Genomic DNA, 25,229 nt, shown 5'->3' with positions numbered 1-25,229 from the left:
GACCTTAAGACGTCGCTCGCAATCCGCCTCCATTCGCGGTGCACCGAATGGATGCCGGAGCCGGCGGGCGGCTTCACCCTCCCTTAAATTTCGGGGAGTACGCCTGGAGGCGCCTCGAATTGGAAGGAAAGGCGACGAATGTCGAGCCTACCCATGCAAGTCGCCTTGATGCTCGGCGAAACCATCGAGAAGGTCGTTCCCATCACGCTCATGCTCGCGCTCGTCTTCACGGTGCTCGAGCATTTCTGGGCGTGCAATCCCGGCGCGCCGTGGTGGCGCAAGCGGGAGATCGTGACCGACATCTGCTACTGGTTCTTCGTCCCGGTGTTCGCCCGCACCATGCGGATCGGGCTATTGATCGTCGGCGCCGGCGTCGTCTTCAACATCCACGATGCCGACGAGCTCATCGCCTTCTACGACAACGGCCACGGCCCGCTATCGCAGCTTCCGCTCTGGGTGCAGGGCGCACTGTTCCTGATCCTCTCCGACTTCATGCTGTACTGGCTGCACCGGCTGTTCCACGGCGGCGGGTTCTGGAAATACCATGCGATCCACCACTCCTCGGAGGAGCTGGGCTGGATTTCCGCTGCTCGCTTCCATCCCGTCAATCTCGTGCTCGGCACGATCGGCGTGGATGTCGTGCTGCTGATGGCCGGCATTTCCCCGAACGTCATGATCTGGGTTGGCCCGTTCACCACCTTCCACTCGGCGTTCGTGCACGCCAACCTGAACTGGACCTTCGGGCCGTTCAGATACGTGCTGGCGACGCCGGTGTTTCACCGCTGGCACCACACCTCGCTCGAGCAGGGGGGCGATACCAATTTTGCCGGGACTTTCCCGATCTGGGACGTGCTGTTCGGTACCTTCCGGATGCCGGAGGGTGAACTGCCGCAGGGATACGGCAAGGACGAAGCGACCATGCCGAAGGAGATCGCCGGCCAGCTCGCCTATCCGTTCCGTCAATAGCAATGGTCCGGCCGAGGCGCCGTAACAGCGCAAGGCCATTCAAACAATAGTCGGCAAGTTTGCGGAACGTTCACGAATTAAGTGCAGGTTAGCGGGGTCGGGCGCCGGCTCCGCTTCGGTATCGCTTCTGCCGGTATGTGACGTCCCGGGAGTAGAGTATGCGTAAAGAGTTCCTGCGCCGTCATGCGCGCATCGGTCTTCTGGTTGCGGCCGCCATGCTGGCGTCACCCGCTGCCGGCCTTGCCGAATCCAGTGCCGACACCATTGCCGTCAATGTCGATCAGGCCAAGCTCGTGAGGCTCCCCGGCAAGGTGGCCACCATCGTGGTCGGCAATCCCCTGATCGCCGACGTCACGCTCCAGCCCGGCGGCATGATCGTCGTGACCGGCAAGGGCTACGGCGCCACCAATTTCATTGCGCTCGACAGGGCTGGCGAGATCCTGGTCGATCGTCAGATCCAGGTCGAAGGCCCGAGCGACCGGCTCGTCACCGTCTACCGCGGGATCGAGCGCGAGTCCTATAGCTGCATGCCGATCTGCCAGCGCCGCGTCACGCTCGGCGACAGCGACAAATACTTCAGCACCGCGATGAGCCAGGCCGGCTCGCTGAGCAGCACCGCCAGCGGCAGCGCCGGCGCGGCGGCTGCTGCCAAGGCGAACTAGCACGATCGGAGCTGGCGGGACGGGAAGTCCGCCTGCGGTTTTCCCTCAGTGCGCGATTTCGTCGCCGACCGGCGCGCACTCGCTGCGACTGAATTCGCGGTCATCGTGCCGCTGATGCTGGTGATGTTCTTCGGCACGGTCGAGTTTTCGTCGGCCATAGCGATCGATCGCAAAGTCACGTTGATTGCACGGACTCTGTCCGATTTGACGTCGCAGTCAACGACGCTGGCCGATACCGACATGCAGAACGCGTTCACGGCTAGCATCTCGGCTATCATGCCTTACGACGCTACCTTCGTGAAAGGCACGATCTCCGAGATCTATATCGATGCCAACAGCATTGCCACGATCCAGTGGAGCAAGACCGGCACCATCACGAGCGGCGCGATGCAAGCGACGCTGGCGACCTCGGCTCGGAAGGCCGGCGACAAAGGTCACCACGATGATTCCGTCGGCGCTCTTGATTCCGTCGAGCTACCTCATACTCAGCGAGGCGAGCTACACGTACACGCCTTCGGTGGGCTACGTGTTGAAGTCGAGCATACCGCTGAGCGATCTCTCCTACACGCGGCCGCGCCAGGTCACTTGTGTTCCCTACAACGGCGTACCGTCGTCGTGCTGAAATCTGCGAGCGGATACTGGAATCAAAAAAGGCCGTGCATCGCGCACGGCCTTTTCCTTGGTTCGTTCGCTTGAACCGGTCAGGGCGGTAAGCCCTTAAAGCTCAGCCTGCGGTGCGGAGGTTGTCCGCCGCCGACTTGCCGGAACGGCGGTCGGCCACGATCTCGTACGAGACCTTCTGGCCTTCGCGCAGCGTGCCGAGGCCGGCGCGCTCGACGGCGCTGATGTGAACGAACACGTCCTTGCCGCCATCATCGGGCTGAATGAAGCCATAGCCCTTGGTCGCGTTAAACCACTTCACGGTTCCCATGCTCACGGGGGTAGTCCCTTCTCAAGTACACAATGTCTGAGCCCGCTCGCGCAGGCAGGTTAGATCGAATTTTTGGAAGGGTCGTCAGCGTGTCTGAACCGGCTGTACCGGTGGATGCTAATGTCGTCCGGCCGAAAATCGATTAATTCATTTTATTGGAAATAGGGCCTCAAAACAATCCTGACGCGCACGATTTTTTGATCCGCCGCGATTTACGCGGCAGATCAGCATACAGGTCAGCATTTTAGTTCCGCGCCTTCCGCGCCAGAGGGCTCGCTAGCGGCGGCGGAACTGGCCTCCACGCTGCGCGCCGCCCCGCGGCGGGCCGCCGGGCGTCGAGGGACGTTCGTCCTTGTGGCGGAAAATCAGCCGGCCCTTCTCCAGATCATAAGGCGACATCTCGACCGTGACGCGGTCGCCCGCGAGGGTCTTGATGCGGTTCTTCTTCATCTTGCCGGCGGTGTAGGCCACGATCTCGTGCCCAGTGTCGAGCTGGACGCGGTAGCGCGCATCGGGGAGGATTTCGGTCACCAGTCCTTCGAACTGGATCAGCTCTTCCTTAGCCATGTGGTTGTCTCCAGGTCGTGGGACGACTAGTGCGAATGCGGATTGCGGTTCGGTCGGCCGTTGGGGCGACTCTCGCGACGCAAAAAGGCAACGCCTTGTATTCCATCAGGCTTGCCTGCGCTATGCGCGGGACGCTGTTCCGACCGATCGTTTGGTGGGGAATTCACCTTACCACCGGAACGGCGGCCGCGGCGAGACCCCTTCGATGCCTTGTGGCCGTCGGCGGCCCTGCCATCAACAGGTCTGCCCTCGACATGACGCCCCTCGCCAGGCCGTCCGTCACCGTACCTTGCGCCCTGCGGCCGCTGGCCGGAGCGACCGGACCGGCCCGGCCGGTGGTGCTGCGCAGCCGCGGCGGACGGAGCATGGGCGGCCTCGCGGCCGGCGTCGGTACGGTGATCCTCTCGCGGCAGCGCCACTCGGATCAATCGCTCAATGTCGCGGAGATAACTAAGTTCCTCTCCGCCCGCGACCAGCGAGATCGCGGTGCCGTCGGCGCCGGCGCGCGCGGTGCGGCCGATACGGTGCACATAGGTCTCGGGCACATTGGGCAGGTCGAAATTGATGACATGGCTGATGCCGTCGACATCGATGCCGCGAGCGGCGATGTCGGTGGCCACCAGCGTGCGGATCTCGCCGGAGCGGAACTGGGCCAGCGTGCGCTCGCGATGGTTCTGCGATTTGTTGCCATGGATGGCGTTCGCGGCGATGCCGGCCTTGGCCAGCGTCTTCACGACCTTGTCTGCGCCGTGCTTGGTGCGGGTGAAGACCAGCGCGCGGTTGATCGGCTCCTCCTTCAGGAGCTTGGTCAGGAAGGCGGGCTTGGCCGAGAAATCGACCTGGAGGATGCGTTGGTTGATCCGCTCGGCGGTCGAGGAGACCGGGGTCACCGCGACGCGGGCAGGGTCACGCAGCATCGAGTCCGCCAGCTCGGCGATGTCCTTCGGCATGGTGGCCGAGAAGAACAGCGTCTGCCGCTTGATCGGCAGCTTGGCGACGATTTTGCGGATGTCGTTGATGAATCCCATGTCGAGCATGCGGTCGGCCTCGTCCAGCACGAGGAATTCGACGCTCGAAAGCTTCAACCCGTTGCTCTGCACGAGGTCGAGCAGGCGGCCGGGGGTCGCGACCAGGACCTCGACGCCCTGCATCAGCGCGCGGACCTGACGGCCCATCGGCACGCCGCCGATGGCGAGCGCCGAGGTGAGGCGGACGTGGCGGCCGTAGGCGTTGAAGCTGTCGAGGATCTGGCCGGACAACTCGCGGGTCGGCGACAGCACGAGGACGCGGCAGGTCTTGGCTTGCGGTCTGATGCGGTGTTCGAGCAGGCGGTGCAGGATCGGCAGCGCGAAGGACGCGGTCTTGCCGGTGCCGGTCTGGGCAATGCCGACGACGTCGCGGCCGGTCAGTGCCAGCGGGATGGTCTGGGCCTGGACGGGCGTGGGTGTAACGTAATTTTCTTCACGAAGCGCGCGGGCGATGGGTTCGGCGAGGCCGAAGTCCTGAAACGAAGTCAAAAGATGGGTTCTTTCCATGTCAAAAGCGAACGCCCGGCGCAGTCGGCGGGGCGCGCGCAACAAGGTGTCGAGAAGACACCTGCGTGTTTGGGGTGTCGGATGGCTTGGGAGATATGGGCAAGCCAGAGGCCCGAAAGGGCTTAAGAACACGCGGCTCGCTACGATCCCTTGATTCGCAAGGGATCTCTGCCCCCATATGGAACATCGAGGGGGCGCTTTCAAGGCGCGGACGTTGCGGAGATCGATTGCGGCGCAAAAATTGTTATGCCGGAAATTTAGACAGAAATACCTTTTTGCTCAAAAATTAGACTGACTGCCGCATTGGCATACATTTCATTCGCCCAAGTTTTAAGCAGGCGCGTCGCCATGAAACTTCGATTTTTGCAAAATTCCTGAATAGAACCAGTGGCTTGCCGGGTGCTCAACCCATGGCACGGTTCTTGCGATTCCATTAATCGCAGGCGGCCGTGGGGCCGTTTCGCAGCGTTCTTTCCACGTCTGCGTCAGGGAGATGATACAATCATGCTTACCAAATCCACTCACGATATAGCGGCGTCATTTAGCCGCCGCGGCGTGCTCGCCGCGACCGCCGGACTGATGCTCGGTCTGGCCTCATTGACCGGCGCGAAGGCCGCGGACGACACCATCAAGGTCGGCGTGCTTCATTCCCTGTCCGGCACCATGGCCATCAGCGAAACCACGCTGAAGGACACCATCCTCTTCCTGATCGACGAGCAGAACAAGAAGGGCGGCGTGCTCGGCAAGAAGCTCGAGGCCGTCGTCGTCGATCCCGCTTCCAACTGGCCGCTGTTCGCCGAGAAGGCGCGCGAGCTGATCACCAAGGACAAGGTCTCGGTCGTGTTCGGCTGCTGGACCTCGGTGTCCCGCAAGTCCGTGCTCCCGGTCTTCAAGGAGCTGAACAACATTCTGTTCTACCCCGTGCAGTACGAGGGTGAGGAGAGCGAGCGCAACGTGTTCTACACGGGTGCGGCGCCCAACCAGCAGGCTATCCCCGCCGTCGACTACCTGATGAAGGAAGAGAAGGTGAAGCGCTGGGTGCTCGCGGGCACCGACTACGTCTATCCGCGCACCACCAACAAGATCCTGGAAGCCTATCTGAAGTCGAAGGGGGTCGCCCAGGAAGACATCATGATCAACTACACGCCGTTCGGTCATTCCGACTGGCAGACGATCGTGGCCGACATCAAGAAGTTCGGCTCGGCCGGCAAGAAGACCGCGGTGGTCTCGACCATCAACGGCGACGCCAACGTTCCCTTCTACAAGGAGCTCGGCAACCAGGGCATCAAGGCGAAGGACATCCCGGTGGTCGCGTTCTCGGTGGGCGAGGAAGAGCTCGCCGGCATCGACACCAAGCCGCTGGTCGGCCATCTCGCCGCCTGGAACTACTTCGAGTCGATCAAGACTCCGGCGAACGAGAAGTTCATCAAGGACTGGCAGGCCTACACCAAGAATCCGAAGCGCGTGACCAACGATCCGATGGAAGCGCACGTGATCGGCTTCAACATGTGGGTGAAGGCGGTCGAGAAGGTGAAGTCGACCGATCCGGACAAGGTGATCGACGCGCTGCCCGGCATCGAGGCGCCGAACCTGACCGGTGGCGTGTCGAAGATGCTGCCCAACCACCACATCACCAAGCCGGTGTTCATCGGCGAGATCAAGGGCAACGGCCAGTTCGACGTGGTCTGGAAGACCCCGGGCCTCGTTCCGGGCGACGCCTGGTCGAAGGAGCTCGACGGCTCCAAGGACCTGATCGGCGACTGGGTCGAGAAGAAGTGCGGCAACTTCAACGTCAAGACCAACAAGTGCCTCGGCTCGGGATCCTGATCCAAGAGCACTCGACCAAGGCCTGACGGCCCATTGCACACTTGGAGAGGGCGGCGATCCCGCCGCCTTCTCCATCCATTTCTGCCGGGATTTTCACAGTGCCAGCCAAACTGTCCGCTCGTCTCTGCTCGCTTGCGCTCTCGCTGTTTCTGATCGCGTTCGCGCTGCCGGCTTTCGCCGGTCCGTTCGAGGATGCGGTCGCCAAATTTGCCAACGACGAATTCTCCGACACGGAGGAGGCGATCGGAGTGGTCGCGAGCAGCGGCAACCCGCTGGCCTTTCCGATCATCAGCGCGCTCCAGGACGGCCGGCTGATGGCCGATTCCGACAGCAAGAAGGTCTACGTCACCGGCACCGACGGCAAGTCGATCGACGCCGCGACCGGGCAGCCGGTCGCCAGCGTTCCCGACAGCGCCAGCGCGGTCCGCCTCAACAACCGGCTGCGCCGCAGCGTCGACGCCGCGCTTGGCAGCCTGACGCTGCAGTCGCCGGATGTCGCGACGCGCCTGCAGGCCGCGCAATCCGTGTTCAAGTCGCACGAGGAGACGGCGCTCGACGCCGTCGAGAGCGCACTCGCCAAGGAAACGAACAAGTCGGTCAAGTCAGCGCTGGGCGAAGCCCGCGCCGCGATTCTGCTCTACAAGTCCGACGCCACCGAGTTGCAGAAGCTCGAGGCGGTCGCCACCATCAAGGCGCGCGGGGACCAGGAAGCGCTGGCCCTGCTCACCGGTATCGGCAGCGACCAGCCGCCCTCGGTGACCAAGGCGGCGGCGAGCGGGATCGGCTCGATCCAGAACACGCTCGCGGTCTGGTCGACGGTGCAGAACGCCTGGTACGGCCTCTCGCTCGGATCGGTGCTGCTGCTGGCGGCGATCGGACTTGCCATCACCTTCGGCGTGATGGGCGTCATCAACATGGCCCATGGCGAGATGGTGATGATCGGGGCCTACACCACCTTCGTGGTGCAGGAGGTGATCCGCACCCGCTACCCCGGCCTGTTCGACTATTCGCTGCTGATCGCCGTGCCGCTCGCCTTCCTGGTCGCCGGTGCGATCGGTGTCCTGATCGAGCGCAGCATCATCCGCTTCCTCTATGGTCGTCCGCTGGAGACGCTGCTTGCGACCTGGGGCCTGTCGCTGGTGCTGCAGCAGGCCGTGCGCACCGTGTTCGGCCCAACCAACCGCGAGGTCGGCAACCCCTCCTGGATGAGCGGCGCCTTCGAGCTCGGTCAGATCACCATTACTTATAACCGGCTCTGGATCCTCATCTTCACGCTCGCCGTGTTCGCAATCCTGCTCGCCATGCTGCGCTACACCGCGCTTGGCCTTGAGATGCGCGCGGTGACGCAGAACCGCCGCATGGCGGCCTCGATGGGCATCGCCACCTCACGCGTCGATGCGCTGACCTTCGGCCTCGGTTCCGGCATTGCCGGTATCGCCGGGGTGGCGCTGTCGCAGATCGACAATGTCAGCCCCAATCTCGGCCAGAGCTACATCATCGACAGTTTCATGGTCGTGGTGTTCGGCGGCGTCGGCAATCTCTGGGGCACCCTCGTCGGCGCCTTCACACTCGGTATCGCCAACAAGTTCCTGGAGCCGGTTGCGGGCGCCGTGCTCGGCAAGATCGCGATCCTGGTTCTGATCATCCTGTTCATTCAAAAGCGCCCGCGCGGCCTGTTCGCGCTCAAGGGCCGTGCGGTGGAAGCATGACCCCTCACATGCTCACCCGATCGCTGGACCGCGGCGCGGCGATCTTCCTCGCCATCGTCGCGGCTTGCGGGATCCTCATCCCGCTGTCCAACATGCTGCTGCCGGCGGGCTCGTTCCTGCAGGTGCCGACCTATCTGGTTGCGCTCTGGGGCAAATATGTCTGCTACGCCATCCTGGCGCTGTCGATCGACCTGATCTGGGGCTATTGCGGCATCCTCTCGCTCGGCCACGGCGCCTTCTTCGCGCTCGGCGGCTACGCCATGGGCATGTATCTGATGCGGCAGATCGGCACCCGCGGCGTCTACGGCAACCCGATCCTGCCCGACTTCATGGTGTTCCTGAACTGGCAGAAGCTGCCGTGGTACTGGTACGGCTTCGACATGTTCTGGTTTGCGGCGCTGATGGTGCTGGTGGTGCCGGGACTGCTCGCCTTCTGCTTCGGCTGGCTCGCCTTCCGCTCCCGCGTCACCGGCGTGTACCTGTCGATCATCACGCAGGCGATGACCTATGCGCTGCTGCTCGCCTTCTTCCGCAATGATTTCGGCTTCGGCGGTAACAACGGCCTGACCGACTTCAAGGACATCCTCGGCTTCAACGTCCAGGCCGAAGGCACGCGCGCCGCGCTGTTCGCGCTGAGCTGCCTGGCGCTGATCGTCGGCTTCCTGGTCTGCCGCGCCATCGTCTCGTCCAAGCTCGGCAAGGTTCTGATCGCGGTGCGCGATGCGGAATCGCGGACGCGCTTCCTCGGCTACCGCGTCGAATCCTACAAGCTGTTCGTGTTCACGGTGTCGGCCTGCATGGCCGGCGTCGCCGGTGCGCTCTACGTGCCCCAGGTCGGCATCATCAACCCGTCCGAATTCGCGCCGGGCAACTCGATCGAGGCGGTGATCTGGGTCGCGGTCGGCGGCCGCGGCACCCTGGTCGGTGCCGCGCTCGGCGCGGTCGTCGTCAACTACGCCAAGACGTTCTTCACCTCCGGCGTGCTGGCACCGTACTGGCTGTTCATGCTGGGTGCGCTGTTCATCTTGGTGACGCTGCTCCTGCCGAAAGGCATCGTCGGCACCTTCAATTCCTGGTGGGAGGCGGCGAAGGAAAAACGCCCGGCCGAGACCGCTGCGAGCGCTGCGGCCGAAGATGGCATCGCGGAACCGAACATGGCGAAGGAGCGGTCATGAACGTGATGGATTCCCGCGCGACTTCCGCAATGCTCTATCTCGACGGCGTGCACGTCTCGTTCGACGGCTTCCATGCCATCAACAACCTGTCGCTGACGCTCGAGCCGGGCGAGATGCGCGCCATCATCGGCCCGAACGGTGCCGGCAAGACCACGATGATGGACATCATCACCGGCAAGACCAAGCCCGACGAGGGTACGGTGCTGTTCGACGGCGTCACCGACCTGACGCGGCTGGATGAGACCCGGATCGCCGAACTCGGCATCGGCCGAAAATTCCAGAAGCCGACCGTGTTCGAGAGCCAGACCGTGCAGGACAACCTGCTGCTCGCGCTCAACGTCGATCACTCCGTGCGCGGCACCCTGTTCTGGCGCGGCAGCAGGGCGGAGTCCGAGCGCATCGACAAGGTGCTGGAGACGATCCGCCTCACCGACGCGCGCAACCGCCTCGCCGGCAGCCTCAGCCATGGCCAGAAACAGTGGCTCGAAATCGGCATGCTGCTTGCGCAGGATCCAAAACTGCTGCTGGTCGACGAGCCGGTCGCCGGGATGACCGACGTCGAGACGCATCTCACGGCCGAGCTGCTCAAGGAGATCAACAAGACCCACACCGTCATGGTGGTCGAGCATGACATGACTTTTGTGCGCGAGCTCGGCGTCAAGGTCACCTGCCTGCACGAAGGCTCCGTGCTCGCGGAAGGCACCATCGACCAGGTCTCGTCCAACGAGCGGGTCATCGAAGTATATCTGGGACGCTGACGCATGCTCGAGGTCAAGGACATCAATCTCTTCTATGGTGCTGCCCAAGCGCTGCGCGGCGTCTCGATCTCGGCCGAGCCGGGCAAGGTGACCTGCGTGCTTGGCCGCAACGGCGTCGGCAAGACGTCGCTGCTGCGCGCCATGGTCGGCCAGTACCCGATCGCATCGGGATCGATCGTGTTCGACGGCAGCGACATCAGCTCGCTCAAGCCCTACGAGCGGGCGCGCAAGGGGATCGGCTTCGTGCCGCAGGGCCGCGAGATCTTTCCGCTGCTGACGGTCGAGGAGAACCTCAAGACCGGCTTCGGTCCGCTGAAGCGCGAGGACAAGCACATCCCGGACGATGTATTCTCGCTGTTTCCGGTGCTGCAATCCATGCTGGGCCGGCGCGGCGGCGATCTCTCGGGCGGTCAGCAGCAGCAGCTCGCGATCGGGCGTGCGCTGGTGATGCGGCCAAAACTGCTCCTGCTCGACGAGCCGACCGAGGGCATCCAGCCCTCGATCATCAAGGACATCGGCCGTGCCATCTCCTACCTGCGCAATCTCGGCAATATCGCCATCGTGCTGGTCGAACAATATCTCGACTTTGCCTGCGAACTCGGCGACAGTTTTGCGGTGATGGATCGCGGCGCGGTGAAGTACACCTGCGATCGCAGCAATCTCGACGCGAGCGAAATCAGCCGCCAGATGGCGCTGTAGGCCAGGAAATTCTGCGGCCACCGGCTGGGGGAGGCGGATGCGCAGCGAGCTATCAGGCAATTTGTCGGAGTTGGAGTCGTCGGTCTTCGAGGCCAACCGTGCCCGCGGCGCGGTGCGGTTCGACGTCCATGCCAGGGACGGCGTCACGCGCCGCGGCACCCTGCATGAGTCCGGCTCCCTGCGCGTGCGCTTTCCCTCGCCCGAGGACGAGGGATTATCGGGCGTGTTCGTCAACACGGCCGGCGGGGTTGCCGGCGGCGATCGCTTTGACATCGAGATCGCAGCCACTGATGCCGCTCGGCTGACGCTGACCACGGCGGCAGCCGAGAAGGTCTACCGTACCCCGGGACCGGCGGCGCAGCTCAACATCGCCTTGACGGTCGGGACCGGTGCGCATCTTTCCTGGCTGCCGCAGGAGACCATCCTGTTCGATCGTGCGCGCGTGCAGCGCCGCTTCGACATCGAGCTCGATGAGGCCGCGTCGCTTTTGCTTGGCGAGATCGTCGTGTTCGGCCGCACCGCCATGGGCGAGCGGATGGAGCAGGGCGAGTTCGTCGATCGCTGGCGGCTGCGCCGCGGCGGCAAGCTGGTCTTCGCCGAGACCGTCAGGCTCGACGGCGATATCGGCAAGAAGCTCGCGCGGCCCGCATTCGCCAAGGGGGGCGCCGCCATCGGCACCGCATTGATCGTGCCGGGTGATGAGGCCTTGGTCGAGTGTCTCCGCGAGGCGGCCGACTCGTTTGCCGGCGAGGTCGGGATATCCGCCTGGAACGGCTTTGCAATGGCGCGCTTCTGTGCCCAAGATGCGGCCCGTTTGCGCGCGGACATGATGGCGGTGCTGGCGCGCACGGATGCGGCCTTGCCGCGGTTGTGGCTGAATTGATGATGTGAACGGAAGAGAAGTCGCATGAACCTGTCTCCCCGCGAAAAGGACAAGCTTCTGATTTCGATGGCGGCCATCGTGGCGCGGCGCAGGCTCGAGCGCGGCGTCAAGCTCAACCATCCCGAGGCGGTGGCGATCATCTCCGATTTCATTCTCGAAGGCGCGCGCGACGGCCGCACCGTCGCCGAGCTGATGCAGACGGGTGCGCAAGTGCTGACCCGCGACCAGGTGATGCCGGGCATTCCCGAAATGATTCACGACATCCAGGTCGAGGCGACCTTTCCGGATGGGACAAAGCTCGTCACCGTGCATGAGCCGATCAGGTAGGAGCGCAACATGATCCCCGGTGAACTCTTCATCCAGGACGGCGAGATCGAGCTCAATGCCGGTCGCAAGACCGTGACGCTGACGGTCGCCAACACCGGCGACCGCCCGATCCAGGTCGGCTCGCACTACCATTTCTTCGAGACCAACCCGGCGCTGAAGTTCGACCGCAAGAAGGCGCGCGGCATGCGCCTCGATATCGCCGCCGGCACCGCCGTCCGCTTCGAACCCGGCCAGACCCGGGACGTCCAGCTCGTCGCGCTCGCCGGCAAGAAGACCATCTACGGCTTCCGCGGCGACGTCATGGGGAAGCTGTGAGGCAGGCTAAGGCGGGCGCAGTGATTCACTGTGAGGTGAGCGAAACTGGATCGCTCCCTCCCCCCTTGCGGGGGAGGGCCGGGGAGGGGGGTAAGCCCCGGGCTCCGGCAGCAGTGGTATCGCACGCTCGGGTAACCGAAATTGGCAACGTCATCGATGACGTCGAGAGTACGGTCCTCACGATACGTCGTGCAGCCGAGCAAGGTGCACCCCCCTCCCTGATCCTCCCCCGCAAGGGGGGAGGGAACGCATCGCGCGATACGTCAAACGATGTCGAGGAGGCCTAGATCATGCTGCCCGCCATTCGCCTCATCTCTGAAGCTGCCGAGCTTGCTGCGCGGCGCCATAACGGCATGGCGCGCAAGGCGCGCGGCAACGAGCCTTATATCAACCACCTTGCCGAGGTCGCGAACCTGCTTGCGGCTGCGACCGATGGTGCCGATGCCGAGCTGGTCGCGGCCGGCTGGCTGCATGATTCGATCGAGGATACCGACACCACGCGCGAGGAGCTGGCGAAAAAATTCTCCGAGCGCGTCGCTTCCATCGTGGTCGAATGCACCGACGATATGAACCTGCCGAAAGCCGAGCGGCGACGACGACAAGTCGTCGATGCGCCGAAAAAGTCGGCCGGCGCCAAGCTGATCAAAATCGCCGACAAGATCAGCAACATCGAGGCACGGATTCGTTCCAACCCCACTACTGAGGAGCGCGCCGACCTGATTGACTATACCGATTGGGCCGAGCAGGTGGTCGCTGGCTGCCGCGGAAGCAATTCCTACCTCGAGACGAAGTTTGACGATGCAGTGCAACGAGCGAGGGCCTCGCTGTGAGCACTCACACAACATTGAAACGCGAACGGGGCTTGTGATGTCCGTGAAGATGAAGCGATCCGTCTATGCCGACATGTTCGGCCCCACCACCGGCGACAAGGTGCGGCTGGCCGACACCGATCTCATCATCGAGGTGGAGAAGGATTTCACCACCTATGGCGAGGAGGTGAAGTTCGGCGGCGGCAAGGTGATCCGCGACGGCATGGGGCAATCGCAGGTCACGAGCCGCCAGGGCGCGGCCGATACCGTCATCACCAATGCGCTGATCGTCGACCACTGGGGCATCGTGAAGGCCGACGTCGCCATCAAGGACGGCATGATCTCCGCGATCGGCAAGGCCGGCAATCCCGACATCCAGCCGGGTGTCACCATCATCATCGGCCCCGGCACCGACGTCATCGCGGGAGAAGGCAAGATCCTCACCGCCGGCGGCTTCGACAGCCACATCCACTTCATCTGCCCGCAGCAGATTGAGCACGCCTTGATGAGCGGTGTCACCTCGATGCTCGGGGGCGGCACCGGTCCGTCGCACGGCACCTTCGCCACGACGTGTACGCCCGGCCCCTGGCACATCGCGCGGATGATCCAGTCGTTCGATGCCTTCCCGGTCAATCTCGGCATTTCCGGCAAGGGCAACGCCTCGCGGCCGGCGGCCCTGGTCGAGATGATCAAGGCCGGCGCCTGTGCGCTGAAGCTGCACGAGGACTGGGGCACGACGCCGGCCGCGATCGACAACTGCCTGTCGGTCGCCGACGATCATGACATCCAGGTCATGATCCACACCGACACGCTGAACGAATCCGGCTTCGTCGAGGACACCATCAAGGCTTTCAAGGGCCGCACCATCCACGCCTTCCACACCGAAGGCGCCGGCGGCGGTCACGCGCCTGATATCATCAAGGTCGCAGGACTGAAGAACGTGCTGCCGTCCTCGACCAATCCGACGCGGCCGTTCACCCGCAACACCATCGACGAGCATCTCGACATGCTGATGGTGTGCCATCACCTCGATCCGTCGATCGCGGAAGACCTTGCGTTTGCCGAGAGCCGCATCCGCAAGGAAACCATCGCCGCCGAAGACATCCTGCACGACCTCGGCGCGCTCTCGATGATGTCCTCGGACTCGCAGGCGATGGGCCGGTTAGGGGAGGTCATCATCCGCACCTGGCAGACCGCCGACAAGATGAAGAAGCAGCGCGGATCGCTGCCGCAGGACCAGGGCAAGGACAACGACAATTTCCGCGTGAAGCGTTACATAGCCAAGTACACGATCAATCCCGCGATCGCCCATGGCGTCTCAAAGCTGATCGGCTCGGTGGAAAAGGGCAAGCTCGCCGACCTCGTGCTGTGGTCGCCCGCCTTCTTCGGCGTCAAGCCGGACTGCATCATCAAGGGCGGCTCGATCGTGGCAGCTCCCATGGGCGACCCCAACGCCTCGATCCCGACGCCGCAGCCGGTACATTACCAGCCGATGTTCGGTGCCTTCGGCAAGGCGCGCACGGCATCATCCGTCGTGTTCACCTCGAAGGCTGCCGTCACCGCCGGCCTCGCGCGAAAACTCGGCATCGACAAGAAGCTCTATGCGGTTCAGAACACCCGCGGAAAGATCTCCAAGAAGAGCATGATCCACAACGACGCGACGCCCAATATCGAGGTCGATCCGGAGACCTACGAGGTCCGCGCCGACGGCGAACTTTTGACCTGCGCGCCGGCCGAGGTACTGCCGATGGCACAGCGATATTTCATGTACTGAAATAGCGCCTCGACACATGTCCCAAGAATAGGTCCCGAGCGATGTCCGGGGGCAGTTTTTCCGGTTTTGCGTTCGATCCCGCCTGGTCTAATGTCGCGCCCGGTATCTTACCTTAGAAAGAAAAGCCGGGAGGATTTCTCGTGATCTACGTTGTTGCCACCTTGACCATCAAGCCCGAAACGCGCGCCGAATTCATCGCAGCCGCCACCGCCTGCATCAAGGAGACGCGGAAGGAGCCCGGCAACATCGCCTATGATCTGCACGAGAGCGTCACCGATCCCACCAAGATGGTGTTCGTCGAGCAGTGGGAGAATGCCGAGGCGCTGGTTCCGCATCGTGCCATGGAGCATATGAAGACGTTCGGCCGCGTGGCGGTGAAGTGCTTCACGGCACCGCCGAAGATCGAGGTGATCACGCCGGAAAAGGTCGAGACCAGGTAATAGGGTAAAGCGCATGATCCGGGCGACGCAGGTACGGGGACAGCACCGCTTCACGGAGGCGCCGGCGGATACGGTCGTGCTCGATTTCGACGACCGGCACCGGCGCCGCATGGCGATGACGGGCACGCGCGGGCTCGAATTCCTGCTCGACCTCGAAAACGCCGTCGCGCTTCGCGGCGGCGATGCCCTGGAACTGGAGGACGGCCGGCTGATCGAGGTGGTCGCGGAGCCCGAGCCGCTGCTGGAAATCCGCGGCCGCGATCCGCACCATCTCATCCGCGTCGCCTGGCATCTCGGCAATCGCCATTTGCCGACGCAGATCATGGCCAAGAGCCTGCGCATCCGCCGCGACCATGTCATCGAGACGATGGTGAAGGGGTTAGGCGCGCGCGTGATCGAGATCGAGGCGCCATTCGATCCCGAGGGCGGCGCCTATGCCGATGCAGCTCATGCACATGACCACGCGCATGGACATGACGCCCATGCGCATCACGATCACGGACATCACCATCACGATCACGGCGACCATCACCACGATCATGATGGCCACGATCATCACCATCGCCACGACGAGCATTGCGACCACCCCGATCATCACCATGGCCATAGCCATGCTCATGACCACAAATGAGCCGGTCGAGTCCGGCTGCTTGACCGAGCGGGAGGCGGCGGCGCTGTACCGGTTGATGACCTGGCTGTCGCCGGCGTTTCCAGTCGGCGGCTTCTCCTATTCCAGCGGCATTGAATGGGCAGTCGAGGCGGGCGACATCACCGACACCGTGACGCTCGCCGACTGGCTCGGTGCGATGCTCGGCGACGGCGCGGGCATTTGCGACGCGATCTTTCTGGTCCATGCTTACCGCGCCGCCGAGGCGGTCGAGGGCGCCTCGCTATGCGAGATCGCGGAGCTCGCTGCGGCCTTCGTGCCTTCGCGCGAGCGGCAGCTCGAGACGACCTCGCAGGGGCGCGCCTTCATCGACATCGCGCGAGCGGCGTGGGATGCCGACGGGTTGGATGCCATGGTCGCGGCATGCCGTACGCCATTGGTCTATCCCGTCGCGGTCGGTGTCGTTGCGGCCGCCCATGGCGTGCCGCTGCCGCCGACGCTGCACGCCTTCCTGCACGCGCTGGTCTCGAACTGGATCTCCGCGGCAAGCCGGCTCATTCCGCTCGGCCAGACCGACTGCCAGCGCGTGCTGGTGATGCTGGAAGCTGCGGTCGCCGCGACTGCCAATCGTGCGCTGCATGCGCTACTGGACGATCTCGGCAGCGCGACGTTTCGCGCCGATCTCGCCAGCATGCGACACGAGACGCAATATACGCGGCTGTTCAGGTCGTGAGGGCTGCGCCGCGCACTCCGCCGTCGTCCAGGCGAAAGCCAGGACCCATAGCCACAAATGCCCGTGGTTATGCGTCCGTATGGCCTCAGCCTGCCGCGACAACAAAGTTCGGTGGTAATGGGTCCTGGCTTTCGCCGGGACGACGATAGGAAAGAGCAAGCTACAATGGCTAAATCTCATGGCCCCCTGCGTGTCGGTGTCGGCGGCCCCGTCGGATCGGGCAAGACAGCGCTGATGGACCTGCTCTGCAAGACCATGCGCGAGCGCTACGACATCGCTGCGATCACCAACGACATCTACACCAAGTGGGATGCGGAATTCCTGGTGCGCTCGGGCTCGCTGACGCCGGATCGTATCGCCGGCGTCGAGACCGGCGGCTGTCCACACACCGCGATCCGCGAGGACGCCTCGATGAACCTTGCGGCGGTTGCGGACATGCGTGCGAAGTTTCCCGATCTCGACTTGGTGCTGATCGAGTCCGGCGGTGACAACCTCGCTGCCACTTTTTCCCCGGAGCTCGCCGACATTACGATCTACGTCATCGACGTGGCCGCTGGCGACAAGATTCCGTCCAAGGGCGGTCCCGGCATCACCCGGTCCGACCTCCTGGTCATCAACAAGATCGACCTTGCCCCCCATGTCGGCGCCTCCCTCGAGAAGATGCAGACGGACGCCAAGCGGATGCGCGGCGAGCGTCCGTTTGTGATGACCAACCTGAAGAAGAGCGAGGGGCTCGACCGCATCGTCGGCTTCATCGAGGCCAAGGGCGGCTTGGAGCGCGGCTTGAAGGACGGCTTGCGGAGCGCGACGACATAGCGCAGTCTTTATGGCCGTTAACACCTGCGGCCAAACTGTATCCGCGGAACAAATTTGCGGCACAGCGATTAACGCACTTGGTGTCCGGAGCAAACCTCTTTGGCCGGACGATCGGCCGGGCGAATTAAGCTTTTCGGGCGACCCAAGTTGCGTACTGATGCCTCCTCCTTCATTATCTCCCCTACTGAGGTCCACTCTGTTTCGGCACTTGGCCGTTCGAGCGGCGTTCATATGCTTCGTGTTTATTGCCGACTTCCCACCTTCTCCTGAGTAGTCGCGTGGTCCGGCTGGGTTTCATCATCGGCTTCATCGCTCTGCTCGGAGTCCTGCTCTCCGGGCTCGCGGCCTATCGCGTTCACGACCAGGAGCTGGCGCTCGACCGCATCGCGCTGGCGCGCGCAATCGACGTTCACGCGAGCCTGGTCCAGGACCGGCTGACCGAGCGTGAGCTGCTTGCGCGTGTCGCCTCGGGCCTGTTCCGCGCGCCGTCCGTGATCAAGCCCAACATGCTGGAGCCGCTGCGCTCGGCCATTTACGCCTTCAAGACCGATTTCGTGGTGGCCGGCTGGATCGCCCGCCTCAAGCCGAACGAGCTGGCCGCGGCGCAGGCGGCGATCGCGGGCGCGGGCTTTCCAAATGCGAAGATCCGCACCTACGATGACAAGCCGATCGATCCGGCCACCGTCACCCAGCCGATTGACGTGCTGTTGGACCTCGAGCCGCGGAGCGACGAGACCAAGGCGCTGCCTGGCCGCAGCTACGACCAGGATCCGGTTCTCAGCGCCATGCTGGCACGTGCCAGGGTCGAGAAGAGGTCGGTTGCCTCCGACCCGGTCCCGCTGCTGCGCGGCAACGGGCCAGTCGGAGTCATCGTGGCCGCGCCCGTGATTCCCGAAGGCGCGACCGAGCCGGCGGGCTTCATCACGTTTTCCTACGAGCTCGCCTCGCTGATGCTGACCAACGACGACATGTCGTTGTTCTCCGTCGCGCTGAAGGATCCGCGCAAGGATGGCGGCGAGCTCGTGGCCAATGACCAGGGCGTGGTCTCCACACGCATGGCCTCAGCCGACGGACCGGCGCGGTCGGCAACGCGCACGCTGAGCTTCGGCGGCCGCGATTGGCAGCTCAGCTATTACGCGAAGACCAATTCGGCACGGCGCGCCGAGCAGACAGCCATCATCGTCGCGGCGATCGGTTTCGCCATCACGGCGATGGTGTGCGGCCTGTTCGGATATGTCGCCTACAACAATTTGCGGCTCAGCCGGGAAATCCAGGTGCGGATCGGCTTCGAGCGTCGGCTGACGGCGGTGATCGACGAGCTGAACCATCGCGTCAAGAACATCCTGGCTGTGATCCAGTCGATCGTGACGCGCACGCTGCGCCACGGCTCCGATATCGACGTCGCGCGCGAGCTGCTGATCGGCCGCATTCACGCCATGTCCAACGTCGTCTCGCTGCTGAGCGAGAGCCAGTGGCAGGGTGTCAAGCTGAAGGGCCTGTTCGAGGCGCGCGCCATCCCGCATGCCGATCGCATTGCCGTCAGCGGGCCCGACATCGCGGTGAGTGCGCGCGCAGCGCAAAGCCTCTCGCTGCTGTTCTTCGAGCTCGCTTCGCATTCCGACGAGGGGCTGTCGCTGGTCGGCAAGCATCCGCACATCACGGCGAACTGGACGGTGACGGGCGAAGAGGGCGAGGAGATGTTCCATTTCCGCTGGGAGGAGCTCAACACCAGCGAAGCGACGCGCCGCCCCGATTCCGATTTCGGTTTGATCCTGCTCGATCGAGTCGCCCCTGAAGCACTCGGCGGCACCGCCAAGCGCTACTTCACCGACGCCTCCTACATCTACGAGCTGACCGCGCCGATGGAGACGGTCGTCGACATGACGGAGCGCGATCGCACCGAGAAATTTTCGGCACCGGTGCGGCCGGTGCGCTAGAGCATGATCCGGAAAAGCGTGGAGCGGTTTTCCGAAAAAAGGTGGCGCGAAGCGCCGGATGAGGGGCTTTATCCGCGAGTTCAAATCGAGAGATTGATGCGCGGAGCGAGACCCCTCATCCGTCGCGCTTAGCGCGACACCTTCTCCCACAAGAAGGCGAGAAGGGAAGACACGCGCGTAGAGGCGGCCGCTCAAGCGGCCGCCTCTACCTTCGTGCGCTTGTTCTGACTGCCGGCCTCTAGCCGCCGCTGCCGCCGATCACGGCGCGCACGGTCTCGTCCGGGCCGAAATCCTCGGCGCCGTCGACATAGAGCAGGGCCGCGAGCTTCGAGCGGGCGCGGTTGACACGGCTCTTGATCGTGCCGACCGCGCAGCCGCAGATCGAGGCCGCGTCCTCATAGGAGAAGCCGGAGGCGCCGACCAGGATCAGTGCTTCGCGCTGGTCCTGCGGAAGCTTGTCGAGCGCCGCGCGAAACTCCTCGAACTCGAGATGCGCGTTCTGCGACGGCTGCGTCTTCAGTGTCTTGGCGTAGTTGCCTTCCGCATCCTCCACCTCCCGCCGCCGCTTGCGATAGTCGGAGCGGAACAGGTTGCGCAGGATCGTAAACAGCCACGCCGGCAGGTTGGAGCCGGGTTGGAACGAGTCGATGTTGGCGAGCGCCCGCAGCAGCGTTTCCTGCACCAGGTCGTCGGCGCGATCAGCGTTGCCGCTGAGTGAGATGGCGAAGGCGCGCAGGCTCGGCACGGCCGCCAGGATGTCGTCGCGCAGGGATTCCGTGAGGGGCATTAGTCCCTCCCATTGTTGTCATTGGTTCCCCCATCGTTTTCCACCTGGGGTGTCGCTCCCGGCGCATCAAGCTTTTTGATAAGCTCCGCGAACCGGTCGGGAACGCCCTGCCGCACGACATCGTCGTACATGGCGCGCAACTGGTGCCCAATCCGAGATTGAATCTCCGGCGTGAGGCCACCCTTGCCGGGGGTCGTGTTCTTGCTTGCTTGAGACTTTAGATCTTTCATGACCTGAGATCTTTCATGACCTGTTCCACGTTTCCCCGAGTTAAGTGACTGCAAAACAGAGGCTTTTTCTCAACCGGGAGCCGTTCCCTGGATAGGCCTAATGCAAGGGCGGAGGAAAAGTTCCAGCCGTCCCGGAACTTTTCTTGAGTTCGGGCGTAGACTGGGCGAGCAGGGGAGGTCCGGGCCGCCCTTGTGTGGGTCTCGTGCGGATTGGCCCGAAGATGAATGGAGTGGGGATGTCCCGTTCACAGCTTGTTGCTGAGCACTTGCCGTTATTGCGGCGGTATGCACGTGCCCTGACGGGCAGCCAGCCGTCCGGTGACGCCTACGTCGCAGCCATGTTGGAAGCCATGCTCGGGGATCCGTCGGTGCTCGACGAGAGCCACGGACCACGGGCCGGCCTGTTCCGGCTGTTCACCCAGATATGGAATTCGGTCTCCGTCAACGACGACGCCGAGGTCACGCCCTTGCCGATGCCGCCCGAGCGGCGGCTGTCGAACATCACGCCGCTGCCGCGGCAGGCATTCCTGCTGCTGTCGCTCGAAGGATTCTCCGAAGAGGAGGTCGCCTACATCCTCAATACCGATGTTGCGGAGACACGCCGGCTCGCCGACGCCGCGGGACGCGAGATGGCGGCCGAGATCGCTACGGATGTGCTGATCATCGAGGACGAGACCTTCATCGCCATGGACCTCGAGAGTCTGGTGAAGAATCTCGGCCACAACGTCGTCGGTGTCGCCCGCACCCATTCGGATGCGGTGGCGCTCGCCAAGAACAAGCGGCCCGGCCTGATCCTCGCCGACATCCAGCTCGCCGATGGCTCCTCGGGCCTCGATGCGGTCAACGAGCTCCTGCGCACTTTCGAAGTGCCGGTGGTGTTCATCACCGCCTATCCGGAGCGCTTCCTCACCGGCGAGCGCCCCGAGCCGGCGTTCCTGATCTCAAAGCCGTTCCAGCCAGCGATGGTGTCGGCAGTGGCGAGCCAGGCGCTGTTCTTCCAGCGCAACTCGCGCAACCGCACGCCCAAGGCGCCGGCGGCGTAGAGAAGGCGCCTGCAGCGTAAGGAAGGCGCCTCGGCGCTTGATGACGATCAGATCCGGCGTGCCGAAGGTGCGCCGGATTTTTGTTGCCGGCTTACCGCGCTTGACGGCCACCGAATGCATCGCTCATACCTCGTGGAGCAGCCGCGTTGCGGCCGCTAGGCAACCGGAGACGTGTTCATGGACCAGCCGCAGCTCGATCGCCTCGCCATCCGCGACCTCGTCGAGAACTGGGCGGTGTGGCGCGATGCCGGCGACTGGGAGCGCTTTGCCACCGTCTGGCATGAGGAAGGCTGGATGTCCGCCACCTGGTTTCAGGGGCCGGCGAGGGATTTCATCCGCGTCAGCCAGGAAGGCTTTGCGAAGGGCGTACGCATCCTGCATTTCCTCGGCGGCACCAGCATCGATCTCTCCGGTGAGCGCGCCGTCGCGCAGACCAAGATGACCATCTCGCAGCGCGCGGCCGTGCATGACGTGCTCTGCGACGTCGTCTGCACCGGGCGCTTCTATGATTTCCTGGAGAAGCGGCAAGGCAAATGGGGCATCGTCCGCCGCCAGCCGATCTACGAGAAAGACCGGATCGATCCGGTCGATCCGTCGGCGACGCTCCGCCTCGATGCGCACGCTCTGGCGGCACTGCCCGAGGGCTACCGCCACCTCGCCTACATGCAGGAGCTGATCGGCTACAAGGTCAAGCGCGACATGCCGGGCCTGACCGGCGCCGAGGTCGAGAAGCTTTATGCCGAGGGACGCGAGTGGCTTGTCGCGAAGGCCAAGGAAGGCCACGTAGGCCGCACATGAAAGTCAGCCGCAGATAAAAGTAAGGCGCGACTGGCATCACCACAGTCGCGCCCTACGTCGCCGGTTTATGGGGCAGGGGGGAATAACCGGCTGCTGAGACGACTCCCAGGCGCGAAAGTCGTTCCAAGCCATTCCAAGATTTTTTGCACCCCGCGATTTTTTCGCACACGGTTAAGTGATCGTAACAGCCAAGAACTTCGGACATTCCGGCAGCGTTGTTCCGTCGATCGCCATGGGGCGAGGGACGAACACTCATGTCACAGATTCAAAAGGTATTTTTGAGCGCCGTCGCAATTGCCGCGACGCTTGGTGCAGTGCAGTTGGCCTCCGGCCATGATCTCGCCGACCGCTGGCAGGCGATTTCCGACAAGCCAGGCCACCTCGTCAATCGTGCCGGCAAGGCGGATCGGCTCGCCGAGCCGAAGCCGGCGGCGGTTTCCACCCGGACCGTCTCGATGCGGCTCAACGATCTCGCCGACACGTCGATCCTGCTGCGGGTTCCTGCGGTAATCGAGACCGGCAACGCCAAGCCTTCGCTTCTGCTGCAGAAGCAGGGTCGCAGCAAGCCGACGGTCGCCTGCGAGCCGATGGTGAGTTCGCTCACCGAGGTCGCAAAGCTGCTTCAGCCTGGTCGCTGCGTGACCTGATACCGCTCGTTGCGAGCCAAGAACGCGGTTCACCTTTTCCCGCTCGGGAGAGGTACCTGAGCAATAGGTCGTATTCAATTTGCTCTGGCGTTCATTCGGCCGGCTCGGCCGAGGCGTCTTCAGGCGCGCCAGCGCGGCTCGCCAAGATTCCGAGCGCGACGCCGCCGATGGCCAGGATCGGCAGCAGGCGCTTGACGCCGATGGCACGGACGATCTGAAGCCCGGTTGCGAGCAGCATGGGATCGGCCAGCATGCTGTGCGCCGCCGACTTCGCTGCGCGCTCGGCGGCGATGCGGGCGCGATTCTCCACGGCCCGCTTGTAGCCCAAATACGTGCCGGCCGCTGCGAGCGTGAGCAGGAAGAAGACCCCGGCGCCGGTGAGGCACGCCTGCACCGGACCATATTTCTCCAGGACCGCGATGAACGCTGCCGCGCACAGGAAGCTTGTCGTGATGAAGAGCGCGAGGGCGGCGCCTGCAGCAAGCGAGGTCAGCCGCAGCGTCGTGCCGGTCGAGGCGCTGATGCTGTCGATGATGCGCTGAAACATGGCCTTGCTCCTCAACCCCCACACGCCGGCGGCGGCGCGGAGCGCCGCCATCAATTCAATGAACGGTCGTTCCGCATCGTCAGCGACGCCAGGCGATGCCGATCAGGAAGCCGATGCCGAGTGCGAGCCCGACGGTCGCGAGCGGGCGCTGCGTGATCGCGTCCTCCAGCGTCTCCTCGATCGAGCCGTAGGCGTCCTGTGCAGCGTCCATCATCGCGCTGCCGCGGTCCGACATGTCCTCCATCGTCGAATCCATGTTCTGGCGCGCCTGGCGATAGCCGCGCCGCGCCTGCTTGCCGGCGGAATTGGCGAAGGTGTTGAGCGCATCGGTGATCTGTTCTGTGAGGGTTGCGATATCGCTTTTCACGGCTGCTACATCCTTCTCGAGGCGTTCTCTGGTGGCTTTGTCGGTCCAGTCGCTCATCCCGGTTTCGCCATTGGTCGTCGACATCACGAGCTCCGAATTGTTGGCGGCTGAGATGACCGGGAAACGTTTCGCCATCGCGTAAGTTCCGTTACCGGAAACCGGTCAGTCCTGCGGAAGCTGCGGCGAATCCGCCGGCAAAAGATGCTCCTTCACGATCAGGGCGACGATCAGCAGCGGCGACGACAGGAAGGCGCCAACCGGTCCCCACATCCAAGTCCAGAACGCCAGCGCGAGCAGGACGGCCAGTGCGTTCAGCGCCAGGTGCCGGCCGATGATCGTCGGCGTGACGAAGTGCCCTTCCATGAAGGTGATGCCGCCGAAGGCGAGCGCGGCGGCGAGGCCGCCGCCGATGGTCGGGAAGGCGACAAGCCCCACCACCACCAGCACCGCGAACATCGCGATCGGCCCGATGATCGGGATGAAGTTCAGCGTCGCGGCGAGTGCGCCGAGCCCGGCGGGATTGGGCATGCCGGTGAGCGCGCAGACGATCCCGGTGGCGATGCCGACGCCGATATTGATGACGGTCACGGTCAAGAGGTAATTGCCGAGATGAATCTCGATCTCGTTGAGGATCCGAAGCGTGCGCAGTCGCGCGTCGTGGTCGCTGAAAGTCATGATCAGCGCCCGCCGCAGGTCGCGCCAGCTCGCGATGAACAGGATCAGGGTGGCGAAGAACAACAGGAATTCGGTGAAGGTCGGTGACAGGAATTCCAGCGTCGGCTGCACCCATTCAAATTTCGGCATCTGGAAGCTCGGCAGCCCATCCGGGCTGCCGCCGACCATCGTCTGCAGCTCCTGCCAGAACGCGAGCGGCCGATCGAAGACGTGCAGCTTCTCCTTCAGCTCCGCACCCAATTCCGGCAGGCGCGAGCGCCACTCCATCGCCGGCGAGGCGATCAGCGCGACGACGAAGGCGACGACGGTGGTCACCGCGATCACGATCAGCACCGCGCCGAGCGCGCGCGGTACCTTCCGCCGCTCCAGGAAGCTCGCCGCCGGCGACAGCATCGTGCCGGTGACGAAGGCCATCACGACGGGCAGGAAGAACGCCTTGCCGACATACAGCACGGCGGCGATCGCAATCACCAGCAGCCCCGCCAGCGCAAACGCGACGAACTCGGTACGACGGATGATGGGCGGCAGCTCGCGGTGGCTGTCGGAAAGTGGTGCGCCCTCGCCGTTGCCGGGAATGAGACGTTCACTGGGAAGGACGCGCACAATACCTCTCCCGCACGGAAAATCTGCTCCGCGCGCCCATTGATGAAGCCACAACGCGCCAG

The 25,229-nt window shown here is 63.8% G+C and carries 29 protein-coding genes; 21 read left to right on the top strand and 8 right to left on the bottom strand.

Annotated elements, in window-relative coordinates; translation table 11 throughout:
- The first annotated feature begins 138 nt into the window (after window positions 1–138).
- The 3 genes from MTX21_RS22295 (at window position 139) to MTX21_RS22285 (ending at window position 2,324) form a co-directional block, all read left to right on the top strand.
- Window positions 139–966, top strand: a complete 828-nt coding sequence (locus MTX21_RS22295; RefSeq protein WP_280966829.1) for a sterol desaturase family protein — start codon at window positions 139–141, stop codon at window positions 964–966.
- A gap of 158 nt (window positions 967–1,124) precedes the next feature.
- Window positions 1,125–1,628, top strand: a complete 504-nt coding sequence (locus MTX21_RS22290; RefSeq protein ID WP_280966828.1) for a pilus assembly protein N-terminal domain-containing protein — start codon at window positions 1,125–1,127, stop codon at window positions 1,626–1,628.
- Window positions 1,629–1,676: 48 nt separating this feature from the next.
- The gene (locus MTX21_RS22285; protein WP_280966827.1) at window positions 1,677–2,324 is read left to right on the top strand and encodes a TadE/TadG family type IV pilus assembly protein; all 648 of its coding nucleotides are present in this window, start codon (window positions 1,677–1,679) and stop codon (window positions 2,322–2,324) included.
- Window positions 2,325–2,352: 28 nt separating this feature from the next.
- Here MTX21_RS22285 and MTX21_RS22280 read toward each other — a convergent pair whose 3' ends face one another.
- From MTX21_RS22280 to MTX21_RS22270, 3 genes are all read right to left on the bottom strand, one after another.
- A complete protein-coding gene (locus tag MTX21_RS22280) occupies window positions 2,353–2,565 on the bottom strand; it encodes a cold-shock protein (protein ID WP_063699053.1) in 213 nt (70 codons plus the stop codon).
- A gap of 270 nt (window positions 2,566–2,835) precedes the next feature.
- On the bottom strand, window positions 2,836–3,126 hold the full coding sequence (infA, locus tag MTX21_RS22275) for a translation initiation factor IF-1 (RefSeq protein WP_280966826.1): 291 nt from the start codon (window positions 3,124–3,126) through the stop codon (window positions 2,836–2,838).
- Between the two features lie 26 nt (window positions 3,127–3,152).
- Entirely contained in the window at window positions 3,153–4,661 is a 1,509-nt protein-coding gene (locus tag MTX21_RS22270; protein ID WP_280966825.1) for a DEAD/DEAH box helicase, read from the bottom strand.
- Window positions 4,662–5,165: 504 nt separating this feature from the next.
- On the opposite strand from MTX21_RS22270, the gene urtA reads away from it, so the two are divergent.
- The 15 genes from urtA (at window position 5,166) to MTX21_RS22195 (ending at window position 19,470) form a co-directional block, all read left to right on the top strand.
- Complete coding sequence (gene urtA / locus MTX21_RS22265; protein ID WP_280966824.1) at window positions 5,166–6,488, top strand: urea ABC transporter substrate-binding protein; 1,323 nt, start codon at window positions 5,166–5,168, stop codon at window positions 6,486–6,488.
- A 98-nt stretch (window positions 6,489–6,586) separates the two neighbouring features.
- The gene (gene urtB, locus MTX21_RS22260) at window positions 6,587–8,197 is read left to right on the top strand and encodes an urea ABC transporter permease subunit UrtB (RefSeq protein ID WP_280966823.1); all 1,611 of its coding nucleotides are present in this window, start codon (window positions 6,587–6,589) and stop codon (window positions 8,195–8,197) included.
- Complete coding sequence (urtC, locus tag MTX21_RS22255) at window positions 8,194–9,372, top strand: urea ABC transporter permease subunit UrtC (RefSeq protein ID WP_280966822.1); 1,179 nt, start codon at window positions 8,194–8,196, stop codon at window positions 9,370–9,372. The genes urtB and urtC overlap by 4 nt, the downstream gene beginning before the upstream one ends.
- Window positions 9,369–10,130: an urea ABC transporter ATP-binding protein UrtD gene (urtD, locus tag MTX21_RS22250; RefSeq protein WP_280966821.1), complete on the top strand. Its 762-nt coding sequence runs from the start codon at window positions 9,369–9,371 to the stop codon at window positions 10,128–10,130. The genes urtC and urtD overlap by 4 nt, the downstream gene beginning before the upstream one ends.
- Window positions 10,131–10,133: 3 nt before the next feature.
- Window positions 10,134–10,829 (top strand): urea ABC transporter ATP-binding subunit UrtE, encoded by a 696-nt coding sequence (gene urtE, locus MTX21_RS22245; RefSeq protein WP_280966820.1) that lies wholly within the window; start codon window positions 10,134–10,136, stop codon window positions 10,827–10,829.
- Between the two features lie 37 nt (window positions 10,830–10,866).
- Window positions 10,867–11,712 (top strand): urease accessory protein UreD, encoded by an 846-nt coding sequence (locus MTX21_RS22240; RefSeq protein WP_280966819.1) that lies wholly within the window; start codon window positions 10,867–10,869, stop codon window positions 11,710–11,712.
- Between the two features lie 24 nt (window positions 11,713–11,736).
- On the top strand, window positions 11,737–12,039 hold the full coding sequence (locus tag MTX21_RS22235) for an urease subunit gamma (RefSeq protein WP_172110074.1): 303 nt from the start codon (window positions 11,737–11,739) through the stop codon (window positions 12,037–12,039).
- Between the two features lie 9 nt (window positions 12,040–12,048).
- Complete coding sequence (locus tag MTX21_RS22230; RefSeq protein ID WP_025576653.1) at window positions 12,049–12,354, top strand: urease subunit beta; 306 nt, start codon at window positions 12,049–12,051, stop codon at window positions 12,352–12,354.
- A gap of 290 nt (window positions 12,355–12,644) precedes the next feature.
- Entirely contained in the window at window positions 12,645–13,184 is a 540-nt protein-coding gene (locus tag MTX21_RS22225) for an HD domain-containing protein (protein WP_280966818.1), read from the top strand.
- A 37-nt stretch (window positions 13,185–13,221) separates the two neighbouring features.
- Window positions 13,222–14,937, top strand: a complete 1,716-nt coding sequence (ureC, locus tag MTX21_RS22220; protein WP_280966817.1) for an urease subunit alpha — start codon at window positions 13,222–13,224, stop codon at window positions 14,935–14,937.
- Between the two features lie 140 nt (window positions 14,938–15,077).
- On the top strand, window positions 15,078–15,377 hold the full coding sequence (locus MTX21_RS22215) for a putative quinol monooxygenase (RefSeq protein WP_063699041.1): 300 nt from the start codon (window positions 15,078–15,080) through the stop codon (window positions 15,375–15,377).
- A 13-nt stretch (window positions 15,378–15,390) separates the two neighbouring features.
- Entirely contained in the window at window positions 15,391–16,008 is a 618-nt protein-coding gene (locus tag MTX21_RS22210) for an urease accessory protein UreE (protein ID WP_280966816.1), read from the top strand.
- Complete coding sequence (locus tag MTX21_RS22205; protein ID WP_280971134.1) at window positions 15,989–16,717, top strand: urease accessory protein UreF; 729 nt, start codon at window positions 15,989–15,991, stop codon at window positions 16,715–16,717. The genes MTX21_RS22210 and MTX21_RS22205 overlap by 20 nt, the downstream gene beginning before the upstream one ends.
- Window positions 16,718–16,882: 165 nt before the next feature.
- Window positions 16,883–17,533 carry an urease accessory protein UreG gene (ureG, locus tag MTX21_RS22200; RefSeq protein WP_280966815.1) on the top strand — a complete coding sequence of 217 codons (651 nt, stop codon included), beginning with the start codon at window positions 16,883–16,885 and terminating at the stop codon, window positions 17,531–17,533.
- Between the two features lie 278 nt (window positions 17,534–17,811).
- Window positions 17,812–19,470: an HWE histidine kinase domain-containing protein gene (locus MTX21_RS22195; protein ID WP_280966814.1), complete on the top strand. Its 1,659-nt coding sequence runs from the start codon at window positions 17,812–17,814 to the stop codon at window positions 19,468–19,470.
- Between the two features lie 238 nt (window positions 19,471–19,708).
- Here MTX21_RS22195 and MTX21_RS22190 read toward each other — a convergent pair whose 3' ends face one another.
- The gene (locus MTX21_RS22190; protein WP_027521710.1) at window positions 19,709–20,257 is read right to left on the bottom strand and encodes a sigma-70 family RNA polymerase sigma factor; all 549 of its coding nucleotides are present in this window, start codon (window positions 20,255–20,257) and stop codon (window positions 19,709–19,711) included.
- A complete protein-coding gene (locus tag MTX21_RS22185) occupies window positions 20,257–20,487 on the bottom strand; it encodes a NepR family anti-sigma factor (RefSeq protein WP_280966813.1) in 231 nt (76 codons plus the stop codon). Before MTX21_RS22185 ends, MTX21_RS22190 begins: the two co-directional genes overlap by 1 nt.
- Window positions 20,488–20,723: 236 nt before the next feature.
- On the opposite strand from MTX21_RS22185, the gene MTX21_RS22180 reads away from it, so the two are divergent.
- The 3 genes from MTX21_RS22180 to MTX21_RS22170 all read left to right on the top strand — a co-directional run bounded on the left by MTX21_RS22180 (window position 20,724) and on the right by MTX21_RS22170 (window position 22,975).
- Window positions 20,724–21,530 carry a response regulator gene (locus MTX21_RS22180; RefSeq protein ID WP_280966812.1) on the top strand — a complete coding sequence of 269 codons (807 nt, stop codon included), beginning with the start codon at window positions 20,724–20,726 and terminating at the stop codon, window positions 21,528–21,530.
- A gap of 177 nt (window positions 21,531–21,707) precedes the next feature.
- Window positions 21,708–22,328: a nuclear transport factor 2 family protein gene (locus MTX21_RS22175; protein WP_280966811.1), complete on the top strand. Its 621-nt coding sequence runs from the start codon at window positions 21,708–21,710 to the stop codon at window positions 22,326–22,328.
- Window positions 22,329–22,582: 254 nt separating this feature from the next.
- Complete coding sequence (locus MTX21_RS22170) at window positions 22,583–22,975, top strand: hypothetical protein (RefSeq protein WP_280966810.1); 393 nt, start codon at window positions 22,583–22,585, stop codon at window positions 22,973–22,975.
- Between the two features lie 91 nt (window positions 22,976–23,066).
- Here the strand turns inward: MTX21_RS22170 and MTX21_RS22165 are convergent, their stop codons facing one another.
- The 3 genes from MTX21_RS22165 to MTX21_RS22155 all read right to left on the bottom strand — a co-directional run bounded on the left by MTX21_RS22165 (window position 23,067) and on the right by MTX21_RS22155 (window position 25,167).
- On the bottom strand, window positions 23,067–23,522 hold the full coding sequence (locus tag MTX21_RS22165) for a hypothetical protein (RefSeq protein ID WP_280966809.1): 456 nt from the start codon (window positions 23,520–23,522) through the stop codon (window positions 23,067–23,069).
- A gap of 79 nt (window positions 23,523–23,601) precedes the next feature.
- On the bottom strand, window positions 23,602–23,973 hold the full coding sequence (locus MTX21_RS22160; RefSeq protein WP_280971133.1) for a DUF883 family protein: 372 nt from the start codon (window positions 23,971–23,973) through the stop codon (window positions 23,602–23,604).
- A 78-nt stretch (window positions 23,974–24,051) separates the two neighbouring features.
- On the bottom strand, window positions 24,052–25,167 hold the full coding sequence (locus MTX21_RS22155) for an AI-2E family transporter (protein ID WP_280966808.1): 1,116 nt from the start codon (window positions 25,165–25,167) through the stop codon (window positions 24,052–24,054).
- Window positions 25,168–25,229: the final 62 nt, after the last annotated feature.

Origin of the sequence: Bradyrhizobium sp. ISRA430, from assembly GCF_029909975.1 — a bacterium.
Classification (GTDB): Bacteria; Pseudomonadota; Alphaproteobacteria; order Rhizobiales; family Xanthobacteraceae; genus Bradyrhizobium.
The sequence above is the reverse complement of the archived record's forward strand: the minus strand, read 5'-3'. Positions and strand labels throughout refer to the sequence as shown.